The organism is Peribacillus sp. FSL K6-5616, assembly GCF_038008245.1.
In the GTDB taxonomy this organism is placed as follows: Bacteria; Bacillota; Bacilli; order Bacillales; family DSM-1321; genus Peribacillus; species Peribacillus frigoritolerans.
Map to the genome: position 1 here is coordinate 1,374,334 of NZ_JBBOYT010000001.1, position 12,724 is coordinate 1,387,057.

General features: G+C 36.3%; 11 protein-coding genes and 3 pseudogenes. 10 read left to right on the forward strand and 4 right to left on the reverse strand.

All coding sequences use genetic code 11. The features are described from left to right. The first annotated feature begins 380 nt into the window (after positions 1-380). Entirely contained in the window at positions 381-680 is a 300-nt protein-coding gene (locus MHB45_RS06650) for an IS110 family transposase (RefSeq protein ID WP_445670620.1), read from the forward strand. On the opposite strand, the gene MHB45_RS06655 is transcribed toward MHB45_RS06650, so the two are convergent. After that, the gene (locus tag MHB45_RS06655; protein WP_373689719.1) at positions 596-1,069 is read right to left on the reverse strand and encodes an IS110 family transposase; all 474 of its coding nucleotides are present in this window, start codon (positions 1,067-1,069) and stop codon (positions 596-598) included. The two genes, MHB45_RS06650 and MHB45_RS06655, sit on opposite strands and share 85 nt — an antisense overlap. On the opposite strand from MHB45_RS06655, the pseudogene MHB45_RS06660 reads away from it, so the two are divergent. From MHB45_RS06660 to MHB45_RS06675, 4 genes and pseudogenes are all read left to right on the forward strand, one after another. Then, positions 1,051-1,584: pseudogene (locus tag MHB45_RS06660) on the forward strand (IS110 family transposase); the annotation flags it as partial. The gene MHB45_RS06655 and the pseudogene MHB45_RS06660 sit on opposite strands and share 19 nt — an antisense overlap. Before the next feature lie 355 nt (positions 1,585-1,939). Further along, complete coding sequence (locus MHB45_RS06665; RefSeq protein WP_065421195.1) at positions 1,940-2,098, forward strand: DUF1540 domain-containing protein; 159 nt, start codon at positions 1,940-1,942, stop codon at positions 2,096-2,098. A 490-nt stretch (positions 2,099-2,588) separates the two neighbouring features. After that, positions 2,589-2,834, forward strand: a complete 246-nt coding sequence (locus MHB45_RS06670) for a hypothetical protein (protein WP_072272760.1) — start codon at positions 2,589-2,591, stop codon at positions 2,832-2,834. 138 nt (positions 2,835-2,972) lie between these two features. Next, complete coding sequence (locus tag MHB45_RS06675) at positions 2,973-3,170, forward strand: IDEAL domain-containing protein (protein ID WP_072272761.1); 198 nt, start codon at positions 2,973-2,975, stop codon at positions 3,168-3,170. Positions 3,171-3,409: 239 nt separating this feature from the next. On the opposite strand, the gene MHB45_RS06680 is transcribed toward MHB45_RS06675, so the two are convergent. Beyond that, a complete protein-coding gene (locus tag MHB45_RS06680; RefSeq protein ID WP_053087438.1) occupies positions 3,410-3,595 on the reverse strand; it encodes a recombinase family protein in 186 nt (61 codons plus the stop codon). 53 nt (positions 3,596-3,648) lie between these two features. After that, positions 3,649-3,780, reverse strand: a pseudogene (locus tag MHB45_RS06685) (AAA family ATPase); the annotation flags it as partial. A gap of 277 nt (positions 3,781-4,057) precedes the next feature. On the opposite strand from MHB45_RS06685, the pseudogene MHB45_RS06690 reads away from it, so the two are divergent. Both MHB45_RS06690 and MHB45_RS06695 read left to right on the forward strand, forming a co-directional pair. Beyond that, positions 4,058-4,339, forward strand: a pseudogene (locus MHB45_RS06690) (BglG family transcription antiterminator); the annotation flags it as partial. Between the two features lie 209 nt (positions 4,340-4,548). Beyond that, positions 4,549-5,514 (forward strand): RHS repeat domain-containing protein, encoded by a 966-nt coding sequence (locus tag MHB45_RS06695; protein ID WP_048687038.1) that lies wholly within the window; start codon positions 4,549-4,551, stop codon positions 5,512-5,514. A 720-nt stretch (positions 5,515-6,234) separates the two neighbouring features. Here the strand turns inward: MHB45_RS06695 and MHB45_RS06700 are convergent. Next, positions 6,235-6,483: a hypothetical protein gene (locus tag MHB45_RS06700; RefSeq protein ID WP_048687042.1), complete on the reverse strand. Its 249-nt coding sequence runs from the start codon at positions 6,481-6,483 to the stop codon at positions 6,235-6,237. Positions 6,484-7,151: 668 nt separating this feature from the next. On the opposite strand from MHB45_RS06700, the gene MHB45_RS06705 reads away from it, so the two are divergent. The 3 genes from MHB45_RS06705 (at position 7,152) to MHB45_RS06715 (ending at position 12,671) form a co-directional block, all read left to right on the forward strand. Beyond that, positions 7,152-9,527: a M14 family zinc carboxypeptidase gene (locus MHB45_RS06705; protein ID WP_072272763.1), complete on the forward strand. Its 2,376-nt coding sequence runs from the start codon at positions 7,152-7,154 to the stop codon at positions 9,525-9,527. A 1,073-nt stretch (positions 9,528-10,600) separates the two neighbouring features. Beyond that, complete coding sequence (locus MHB45_RS06710) at positions 10,601-12,019, forward strand: processed acidic surface protein (RefSeq protein WP_072272764.1); 1,419 nt, start codon at positions 10,601-10,603, stop codon at positions 12,017-12,019. 1 nt (position 12,020) lies between these two features. After that, positions 12,021-12,671, forward strand: coding sequence for a class D sortase (locus tag MHB45_RS06715; protein ID WP_072272765.1), 651 nt, complete (start codon positions 12,021-12,023; stop codon positions 12,669-12,671). The last annotated feature ends 53 nt before the right edge of the window (positions 12,672-12,724 follow it).

Genomic DNA, 12,724 nt, shown 5'->3' on the forward strand with positions numbered 1-12,724 from the left:
AGATGACACCCTATTTAGATGATAAGTTGAGATGAGTGGCTGGATTCTAATTCACTTGAACAGTCTAATACTAAAGACAACGCAATCTTCTCAAGTAACTATGACCAATTAATTGACTGGCTTCCTAAATATAAATAATGGATTTCTACTCCTAAGTTTCTGAAAGGTAACTTTTTTATTTCACAGTTTGTGTCAACTCAACTATATGTTATAGAACTAACGGGTGCGTGGGACTTGATCCCGAGAACTAAACTGTCCGCCCCTTACTTGTAGAAACATGTTTGAGGCTGGTTGGGACACAGATCTCGAATAACAAGCGGAGCTATGACACTACATGGAGGACTAGGGGTACTGGTTAGTAAGTAAAGGAGGAAAAAACAATGAATCCAGTTGTTGGTCTGGATGTGGCAAAAGGAGAGAGCCAAGTTCAGGCATTTTTAGATCAATCTAAACCGTATGGAAAGAGCTTTTCAATGAAGCATATCAAAGAGGAGTTAGATCATTTTTTAGAATTTCTAAAAGAAATTGAAGAGGTGACAGGGCAAATGCCTATGGTCATTTTAGAATCTACAGGGCATTACCATTCTCCTGTTATTCAATACCTGGAGGAACAAGGGATTCCATATATCTTACTAAATGCTGAGTCCATTATTTTTTTTGCTTTTTCCCATGCCCATTGACCCGATCTGCTAGGATAGAACTCTATAACACTCTGTGCTAGTTTACTTTCCCCGGCTGCTAATGCCGCCTCTGAAGTGTGATATTCCTTTAATTTCAATAAAGAAACCCTTGAATATAGATCCCAAAAAACCTTTCGGTATTCAGGAAACACTTGATCTAAAATCGTGTGAAACTGAAGTTTAGCTTCCACATACATATTCGTTACGATTTCCCGTTGTCTGGACAAATTCCGAAGGTCTAATAGCTGAATTCCTCTAATTTTATGAGGTTCTAAATCCTCTTTGTAATACAGCACACACAACTGGTACGCATCGATAGCGTCCGTTTTCACCTTCCGTAAGCTGGACTTCTTTGCCTGATAAGAATTAATCCGCGTCTCGAAATCCATTTCAAATAAACGTGTATCAAAGTCACGTAATCAATATTAGTATGTATATTGAGTTGCTTTTTCATTACCAGGGACACCTCTCTGAGTTGGAAGATCGTATAGTGGCCCTGGCAAATGAACTGGAAGAATATAAGATCATCCAATCGATTCCCGGTATCGGAGAAAAAATCGCAGCCACGATTATCTCTGAAATAGGTGAAATCGATCGGTTTAATCATCCGAAAAAACTGGTTGCCTTCGCTGGAGTAGATCCAAGTGTTCACTCATCGGGTAAGTTTACGGCAACCATTAATCGTATTACTAAAAGAGGTTCAAGTAGATTACGTCATTCTCTGTATCTTGCCGTACTATGCGGCATAAGAAGTTCAAGGAACAAAAAGCTTAAAGCCTTCTATGATAAGAAAAAATCAGAAGGAAAACCGGCCAAAGTGTCAATCGTTGCCTGTATGAATAAGTTGCTTCATTGGATTTACGCTTTATTAAAGAGAAAAGAAGCATTCCTAGATTTAGCCTGATTAACGATTTTGTGAAACAGAGAAAAATCCTTGGAGGGTTATTTGTCATGAACAAAAATAGTATACCATAAGGGAATTGAAAATTTTAGAAAAAGATATTGACATCCTATTAGCTGGTTTAGATTAAGTAGGTATGGCTGCTTCGTCAGACTTTTGATAATTGCCTCCAGAAACAGCTGAAGGCATGGTGAATTCCAATCTATCTGCTCTCTTATGGTCAGCAAAGAAGGCGAGTGTGAGCTTGGTTTTACAGACATTCGGGTAGTTCCATAGAAGAAGGAAAAAGCTTATGTGAGTTTATCCATATACAAAAACGGGGATATGTTACTAAACGATAAAGAGGAGGAGACATTTTATGAAACTCGAAGTTTTGTGTAACGTAGAGAATTGTACGTACTGGGCCGAGGGGAATCAATGTGTTGCCGACTCCATTTATGTCGTGGGCCTTGATAACAATGACGCTGACAATGTTGAGGAAACGGCATGTAAAACCTTTGAACATCGCAAACAATAATGGAATACAGAATGGGCCGGACGGCTGATGCCGCCCGGTTTTTTATTTCGAGAAATAGGATCAGTCCCCTTTAATTAGCTCGACTATGAAAGAGGGATATACCTTGAAAATCAATTTAAAAACTTTATTAATTTAATGAACAAAATAATTTTATTAAAGCAAGTATCTATATATATTTGATGGATAAGTATTAGCGGGATATAATGTTGGACGTTTGGTCGTAATGATAATGTTTTAGTCTAGGCAATCAATAGTCATTCCAACTGTTAAAAAGGAAGGGCAGATACCTAAAAATTATCTGCTCTTTTTAAATTTTATCTTCTATTTGAACTAACATGTGAACAAATGTACTTACACTATAGGATGCGTTAGCGCCATAAGAGGGTTGCCAAATGGTGGCCTTAGGATGAGAAAAGTGACAATAGCTGATTCGGTCTTATAATAGGTGATAAAGAATATAATTAGACTTCAGAAAGGGGTGAAAATAAAAATGAAACCAGATGAAACAGAAGAGTTTATTTTACTAAATCAGATTGTTGTAACGGAAGAGTTTTTAAATTCCAATCCGAGTGTTGAAAAAACACTACAAGTTTTAAATCATGCTATACGGACAGGCTGCTTAGATGAACCCATTATGATAAATAGGGATACAAAGATCCTTAGGGACGGTTACAGACGCTATATTGCAGCCCAAAAGGTGGGGATGGAATTAGTCCCCATTATTTATGAAAAATAAGCTTTTACATAAACAAAAATAGAAAAATGGAAGAAAACAATCTGTCTAATAGATATATTACTGGAACTACTTTGATAAATATTTGAATATTCTGAAAATGGTGATATAATAGAAAAAAGGTCAAGGAGTTGGTTTCCTATGGAAAAGAATTTGGCTAATACACCACCACAACCTGAAATAAACGTTAAGGATTCTGAATTTGCTGAAATGGTGTTAAACAATGCCCTTCTTAATTTCCGAAAAGAGCAAATCCGAAAAGAGATTGACCAGTCATTACAGGATCAAAACAAAGAAGAATTCCTACGATTAACAGAGGAATTGAAAAACATTTCTTAATATGTTGTTTATAAAATGAACTAATCATATTTGTAACTTTAAGAAGTACGCCAAAACGCCAACCCATATCTATGGATTGGCGTTTATGATTTTTATCGATTAAGCACGATATTATAAATAAGTTATTATTTGTTCCAAAACTCGTCCTTTTTTGAACACATCACTGTTCGATTTGAAAAGGACGGTTTTTATTGCCTTCTCCTTCAGCTTCCAATTCAATAGCAATATTATGAAGGTCCCTAACAGAACGGGCCAATTTTAGTAACGACTAATTTATCACCTTTTCTTAATGCTTTTCTTGCATTGTCTAATTCCTGGCGATCTGTTTTCTTTCCACTTTCTTTTTCCATATATATTATTTCGCAACCATATTCTATTAATTGTTCAATTTGGCTTTCAAGCGATGTCCAACTATCCCCTTGCATATCCAACTTTCATATGCTCATACCCCTTTTTTGTCTAAAAGTTATATCTTCTATTTTTCAATCCCTGGCATCCCGATGAATATCATAGCTAAGTCATGTTGATTATAGATGTCACGAAGTTGCTCTAAGTGTTGCAGTATCAGTAGATCGATTTCATCCACTATAATTAAGTGAATCCCTTCAAAAGCAAAATGACATATCGAAGGCTTATTTGGCAGATCTTTCTTTAGTGGTATGAACGATTGTTTTGTAAAAATGGATCTACTTTAAGTACTCATTGGTGTTAGCTTGATGGGTATGTGTCTGTACCCCTATAAGAGATACATCTTTTTTCGATAGATATTTGATTTATAGTTTGAATAAAAAGTGTTAACGCTTACATTTTTGCAAATTGAAGTTGCAATAAGTGAACTATTTGAATATTGCGAATTATAATGAAACTATGAAAGGAGTTACTATCATGAAGAACGGACTCAACGAGTACTTACCAGGTTTTTGACAGTAAATACCTTTTTGACTTGTGAGGATTTAAGTAAAGAGTTCAATATTAGCGAGCGTACTTTTCGAAACGAACTGGTCCTGATTAATAAATATCTGGCAGAAAATAATTATCCATCAATTACGACGACAAGAGGAAAAGGGTTGAAGTTAGACCTAACTGATGTGGATCGCGAAAAGCTCCTGTCCAAAATTGGTGATGACAGAAGAAATGACATTACAACTTTAATTGATGCGCTACGCTAGGTAGAAGTATCGTTTATACCTATGATTTAATAGGAAATGAAACGAAAGTCTCCTCCCCGAATGGAAGTGTAATTGACAATACGTATAATAACGTCGATCGTAAAACATCTACATCCTATAATGGGACAAAACATTATGAATTTACGTATGATGCCAATGGGAATAAGTTAAGTGAAAAGGATCTCTTAACAGGAGTAATTTCAAATTTTGTGTATGATGCGGATGACAAATTAAAAGAAAAGAACGACTCGACTGGTAAAAAGAACATGTACGCTTATGATAAAAATGGAAACCTTCTCACCAGTACATTTGCATCTGGTACATCAGTGATTGCCATCAATCAAAGTGTTGATAAGAATGATCAAGTTACAAGTATTTCAAGTGGAAGTACACTAGAATCCTTCACTTATACGGAAAATGATCAACTTGCTGGATTAAAGAATAAAAATGGAACCTTTAGCTTATACGATTATGACGGTGCGGGGCTGCTTACTCGTTTGTTAACTAACAATACTAGTGGTAGTTTGATTGAATCTTTTGATTATACGTATGATGCAGCGAATCAGCTTTCCTCTATTAACGGGACGACCATTACACATGATAAAAATGGGAATTTAACCAATGATGGAAAGCGGATATTAGTGTATGATGCGGAAGACCGGTTAGTAGAGGTCAAAGAAGGAACGACTTCGGTTGCCAAATATCAGTATAATTCAGAAGGACTAGGCATTAGCAAAACAACAGGATCTACAACTGTTAATTATACGTATGATGAGAATGCCAATGTTGTACTCGAAACAGATCAAAGTGGAGCAGTTCTTGCATCATATGTTTACGACAACGGGAACCGTCCACTAACGATGACGAAGTCCGGAAAAACCTATACATTCCATGCAAATGCACATGGAGATATTACTTCAGTAACAGATGCTGCAGGAACAGTAGTGGCATGTTTTGAATACGATGCATGGGGCAACCAGCTAAAGGAATCCGGTAATTTTACCTCACTGGTACCATTCCGTTATGCAGGATATCGATATGATTCTGAAACGAAGCTTTATTATTTACAACAGCGTTATTATAATTCTGAAATTGGAAGGTTTTTAACATTAGATCCCCAACTGGGAGAAAAAGAGAATCCAATTACTCAAAAAAGTTATTCTTACGCAGAATAATCCAGTTATGTTGGTTGATCCTGATGGGGAAAGGGCATATGGGATGACATTAGTTTTAACTGGAAATAAAAGACACATGTACGCCCATAAAAAAGGAATGAAAGCATTAAAAAATCATATACGAGTGATGGTTATAGTGGGTTTGTTGGAAGAGCTTCTGGTGGCGCATATGAGGCGACTAACGCTTACAGGAAGAATAAAAAGTCTGTAAAGAAAGCCAGAGGTAGGGTATTGAAGAAGAGTAAGCCAAGTAGATTAGCTTTCAAAGTAACAAGAAGAGATCCTAGGATCTGCCGCCTGGGGTGGCGATATTTATACTTATGGTCGTGCTTACTATAAAGGAGCTAAAAGTTATAAAAAAAGAAAGCGATAAGGTGGTTTAATTGTCTAATATAGTGATTGGTGCAGTATTTATAATAATAACTATGGTTAAAACAATTAGAAATAAAGAATATATATGGTTAATATGCTTATTACCAGTGGTGTGTTTAATAGTTTTTTCCCTTACAGATATTCTAGACTTCATACCAAAATTGTTAAAGATGATTTCTTCTTATATTCTTTTCATACTGACTATCATTTATTGTGTTTTTTATAGTATGAGAAATCAAGTTGATTGAACTTTAGTTATAATCAGTTGTTTTATATTTATTACTAAAAATTATAGATAAATGTTTAGGTCTAGGTCTTAACTAATAGAAAAAGTGAATTTGTTAAAGTTTATAATTGGAAAACGTATAATTCTTTTGTGAAAGCAATGGGGTTATACGTTTTTTTTATTATCAGTAGAGGGAAAGGGAAAGAACCTATTTCACGACTACGTTCCTGTAATCTATGTGACAATATATAATCTTTAGAACCTTGGAAACAATATTGTTCATAAGTTGCTAGCATAACTTTGTCTACAACGGTTGAGCGTGACTGCTCCGGAGTATCAGCGGATAACATAAGTATCATTTTGTAATTCATTTGGAAAACTCCTCTTCTATTTAAATGAGAACACAAAAATAGCCACCTCCGATTGTTACCGGAAGTGACTATTCTTCTTGTTTATGCATATGAGCTTCAACCTAATACACCGCTTCTTTAAATGGCGTCCTCGTTTTATCGTTTGCTATGAGCATGATAAAACTAAAGACTTCTTCATCCGGAACGATTAAATCTTAGCCGTTCAAATCTTAGAAGGTGAATAAAATAAGAAGTTCGTTTATTACCATCTTTAAAACAATGACCACGTTTTATCAATTTAGCGCATGGGAATTATTTGTAAATAATATTATGTTTCTGAAGTATTAAAAAAGGATAATAATTCAATTATTATTAACTGAAAATTCTTAATTCGCATAAAAATAAGTGTATAATATTAAAAACAGTTATCTAAGTTTGCGGGTTACTATTTCTTAATAAGGAGGCGATACTCTTAAACATTATGGAAATTTAAAATATTAGTAGGGTGCAGAAAAGGAGAACTTAATTAGTCTAGAAAGGAATTTAATCAGCTACAGTAGCCAATGCGGGTTTAGGTATTGTGTTAATTAATTAATTAACACAATACATATTTTAATTGAAATAAACATTGAACGACTTGGTGGGATATATACAAAAAAAATCACTATATACATACTGGAGGTTTTAGGATGAAAAAGAAAAAAGCATTATCCGGCCTGATGGCTGTGAGTTTACTAACAGTAATTCCGTGGAGTTCTGGACATGCTGAGAAACCTCAATGGACAAATGTGAATACATATGAGGAACAGGACGGAAGCAAGTTTAATAGCGAAAACTATGACTTTGTGAAATTTTCACAAATTGGTTCCAAATTAAAAGAGATTGAAAAACTTTCAAACCGTGTGAAAGTTGAAGTCCGTGGAACATCAGCTGATGGAAACCCACTCTATGTTGTCACGATTGCCGACCCAACAACACAAGGGAAGTTCGGAAAAGTGAAGGCACTTAGAAAGCAAATGTTTAAGAATCCAGGCAAAGCTCAAGAATGGGTTGCCAATAATCCTGACTTTAAAGTTCCAATCATGATTAATGGTTCTATTCATGGGACTGAATTTGTCGGAAGCGATGCAATCCTTCAATTAATTGAACGTTTTGCTACCCAAAATGATGAAACAACCAAAGACGTTTTAGAGAATAATATTCTTATTTTCAATGTCGTACAAAACCCTGATGGACGTATTGATGCCACCCGCTTTAATGGCGAAGGAATTGACATAAATCGTGACTTTATCACCCAATCGCAGCCAGAAACGAAAGAGATGGTTGAGCTCATTAAAGAATGGAACCCGATGGTGTTCCTTGATACTCATGGTTATGTGAAGAATTATCAGCCAAATCTGCAGGGGTTAATTGAGCCTTGTACGCCACCGCATAATCCTAATTACGAGTATGACTTATACGGAAAATGGGCCTATAAACAGGCAGAAGCGATGGAAGCGGAAATAATGAAGGATCATGAGAACTATTCAGGATCCTTGTATCAAGACATGAAAGGTACCTATATTCCGCTGCGCGATGACTCTGCTGGCTGGGATGATTACCCACCAATTTTCACACCAATGTATGCGATGTATCATGGTGCTTACGGTCATACATTAGAAGCTCCAACAAATGATTGGGACGGCGTACGATGGATGTATAATTCGATTATGGGAGCACTGAAATTTGCAACAGCCAACAAGCAATCCATGATTACTGATCAAATTGAAGTTTTTAAAAGAGGAATTAACTTTGACCATCCTTTTCATAAGGAAGGGTTATTTCCAAAAGCCTACATACTTCCACTAGACCCTAAGGATCCGACTGTTACGAATAAGGCTGTAAATCATTTGATCAATAATGATATTGAAGTTGTTCAAGCTGTGAATGCATTTGAAGCGGATGGAGTGTTATATCCAAAAGGAACTTATCTCGTTGAGATGGACCAGGCGAAAGCCGGATTAGCAAACACGATGCTCTGGGATGGGGAAGACATCACGAACGATACCCCAGCAATGTACGACATTTCCGCATGGAGCTTACCGGAGCTTTGGGGATTCGAGGCAGTAGCCACACAAAATCCTTTTAAAGTCAATGCAACGAAAGTAAACCAGATTACAGGTCAAGGCAAGGTTTCAGGAAAAGGACCGTTTATGATTCCGAACAGCTCTGTCCAATCGGTGAATTTAGTAAATAGATTGCTTAAGCAAGGAATACCTATTGTACGTGATGCACAAGGTAACTTCTTTGCAAAAACAGTAGCTAATCAGGTATCAGCAGCGGTGAAAGAATCTGGGTTACAGGTTGGAACTGCCGATGTACCAGCAGATGCAGTGGCTATTACGTCTTTAAAAGTGGCTATATTAAAGGATGGAGGTATGGGTAAACAGAAATCACACGCAGGAACAAAGCTTGCTTTGAAAAGACTAGGTTTTGATGTGACAGAAATTACGCCAGTCGAAGTGGCTAAAAATCCCCTTAACGGTTTTGATATTTTTGTCTATAGTGGAACGGAAAGTCTCATTTCTACTAACCTTTCCGAAGCTAATAAAGAATTTGGATTACAGAACGCCTGGCAACTTAATGCATTTAAAGACAATGTGACAAGCTTCTTAAATGAAGGAGGCAAATATATAGCTGTAGGTGCTGGTGCATCTAGAGCAACTAAGACACTCGGTCTTACAGACGACATCATTAATGTAGGAGGTTCCAACAGTAATGGTATCGTAAAAGTCGATTATGAGGGAACTGGTTTAACAGCAGGTTATGGAGAAAATGATATCGGATTTGTCTATCGTCCAACATGGTTCACGGATACTGATAATGATGAAATTGTCGCGACCCTTGCAGATTCAGATAATTTCTTCGTAGCTGGTCACTGGAAAAATAACATAACCGCCAAGGGCCAAGCCGTAATCGTAAAAGAACAGAATAAAGATGTAACTCTTATTGGGTTAGAAGCAGGTTTCCGCGACCACCCGGATTACTTGTTCCGTCTTCTATCTAATGCAATTTTCGAAAAATAGTAGAATTAGCCAAAGCCGGGTTCAGCAATGAATTCGGCTTTGGTAATTTAAAAAATGCTGAACGCTTGCTCTGAACTCATTACTTTTAAATCATCTGTTGCAAAAACCCTGAAGGACAATAAGTAGTTTTCTAGCCGATTAAAAATGGTGATTACTCTTATAATTCACAAGCTGGATATGGATTAACTAACCAGGAATCATTATAGATGAAGTTAAATGATTGGATTAGCGAACAAAATAATTAACTTGCAAAGGGGGCTGTCGTTCTCCTTTTATGTTTTAAACGACGTATCGGCACTAGGAGGTTTGTACGGGTGAGTACACCTAGATAATTTCAAAGGAGTGGGAGATGGTAAACAATTTATCTTTGCGTAAAATATCTATATTCTTTATTTAACAAGGTAAAAGGAATTCAATAAAGGAAATAAAATAATAATAATGGATCAGGTAATACTGCATAACTTCCTGATTCATTTTTTTATTTAAGTAGTCTTAGATATGATACGGGGACCTCATTAAATAAATACTTATTTTAAATCTCTCAAGCGGTTTAGTATTAGTAGTAAATACCGGAGATTAAATAATGATAAAAAACCTGTAGTTTTTTGTCTAGGTTGTAGAAGAAGGAGCATTAAGCTGGATCGGTGTCTGGACATAATCTACCCATTCCAGGGTGGAGTATGTCTATTTTGTCTAAGCGTAAAATTTATAGGATATGAGGTCTGATACTTATAGACTGACTACTTTACTTGAAATTGATGTAGCCCGGTGGTGAATTTATATTCATTTTGCTTGAGCTAAGTTATGTTTCCCCTAAAATATTAATAATTCTTTTATCTGGAGTCACAGTAGCGGGAGTGCTTTAATCCCTCTTTTTGTATTCATTATATTAAATAGGAAGAAATACGGATAGATTTACGTAAACAAATGTAAATACTGTAAAAAAAGTTTGTTTTCAAAGTAAGTAATATAGCAATTTTTCCTTATTGGAAAAAATAACTTCATTGTTAAATTATTGTTATTACCTTATAATTTTCTAGAAACATATGAAAAGTTATGAATAGGAGAAAAGTATGAAAAAACTGTGGACCATTTTAGTTTCATTTACGTTGTTAATTAGCTTATTCCCGCAATTAGCATCGGCGGCACCAAGCAAGAATTTTGAGAAAGAACTTACAAAGTATTTAAAAGAGGTAAGCCTTGTCAGGGGTTTTGAAGTGACGAAGGATGATATTGAAACATCACTTTCTTTTTACGATGAAAGTATTGAGAACTTTGAATCTATTGGTGATCTAAAAGAAGCCTTGGGCGAAGTTATTAAGGCTGATTTGAGTAATTTAGATGCCATTTATGAAGATTATAATCTAACTAAAGAGAGCCTAATTAATCTATTACACGAAAATGGCGAAGAACTAGACGATTATATCTTTATCTGGGACCTCGATGAAACTGTTTATTTCTATACAGAAGAGACAGAAGAGGGCGATTTTGAACGCGATCCGAACTTTGACAAAGAATTAGTCAATTATTTAGCCAAGGTTAGCAAGGAAAGAGGCTTCCAAGTAACACAAGAAGATATCGAAGCGTCATTGAAACCCTATGATTTTAGTACGGAAGAATTTGAATCTGTCGAAGAGCTTAGCGAATTCCTAGGTGACGTCATAAAGGCAGATCTAAGCAACTTAGATTATTTTAATGAGAATTATGGATTGGATAAACAAGCCTTGATTCAAATGTTAAAAGAAAATGGTGAAAATATTAACGATTATATATACATAGATAATCTTGAAGAAACTGTTTGGAACCTTACTGGCGGAGGGATTGATGGCGAAGTTGCCGAAGATCTTCTACCTATTTTCGAGCAGGAACTCGGTCTAACGGAAGAGGAACTACAGCAGCTTGAAGACCACTTGATGTCTTTGGAAGACCATCTTTCCAACCCGGAAACAGTCAAGCAACTTGAAGAATTGGGCAACCGCATGATGGCTTTCGAGGAATTTGATGTAGCAACAGAGCTTACAGCCGAACAGATTGCTGAAATGGCCTCAATCTATGAAGAATTACTTTCCATCTTTAAGCTTAATGTCTCATATTCCCTTGTGAAAAGTGGCTCGGAATCACCAGTATCCCTTTTGGATTTAATGAAATTGGAAGAATTGAAGGGTGCTAACCTGAAAATATCGATATATAATACTGACGGGAAGTTCTTGGCTGATCTGTTAATAACAGGTGATATGGTCGATTCTGATAATCTTACTAATGCAGGCGGACAAATAAAGGAATCTGCGAAAGATGTACAAAAGACCATTGAAAAGGCACCAGTTGCTAAACCAGTAAAACAAAAAATCAGTGGCCATACTAATTCAGAACATCAAACCGTAAAAGGGGCTAAACTGCCAAATACCGCTTCCAATTATTTGCCTAGTGCCCTTTTCGGACTATTTCTAGTCTTGTTCGGAAGCTTGATGTATCGAAAAATCAGGAAAGCTTAATATGAAACAATTAAAGAAAAAGCGGTTACTGCTGCTTTCTTGTACAATTGCCATCATTCTATTTGGGGTTTGGTTTTCAACATCCAATATGTATAAGTTTGCAAAAGGCTACTTTCTTTACAAGACTCATGCTCCAAGTAGCCAAGTAAATGAAACTGTACAGAAACCACCAAGTGATAAACCAACAATTGATAAAACACCAAGTAATAACACAACAAAGAAAGAGCTATATCCTGTCCGCCCTAAAACGGGTGAAGAAATCGGGGAGCTGTATATACCCAAACTAAAAACAAAACTCCCTATTTTCCATGGCACAAATGAGGATGAATTGGAAAAAGGCGTTGGTCACTTTGCAGGAAGTGTGTTACCTGGCGAAAATGACAATTCCGTACTTTCCGGTCATAGAGATACGGTATTCCGTAAACTCGGGCAAGTGGGCGAAGGAGATTTGTTGATAGTAAGAACATCGGCAGGAGAGTTCACATACAAAGTCAACAAAGTTCGAATTGTGGATGAGGATGATCGAACCGTAATCGTACCAAAGCCACGGGCAACGCTAACAGTCAGTACCTGTTACCCTTTTGATTATATTGGGTCAGCACCTGAACGCTATATCCTTGTCGCGTATTTAACTTCAAAAACAGTAAGTTAATCAAATGTACTAAAAAAAGCGTCCCAATAAGGAAACCTATTGGGACGCTTTTG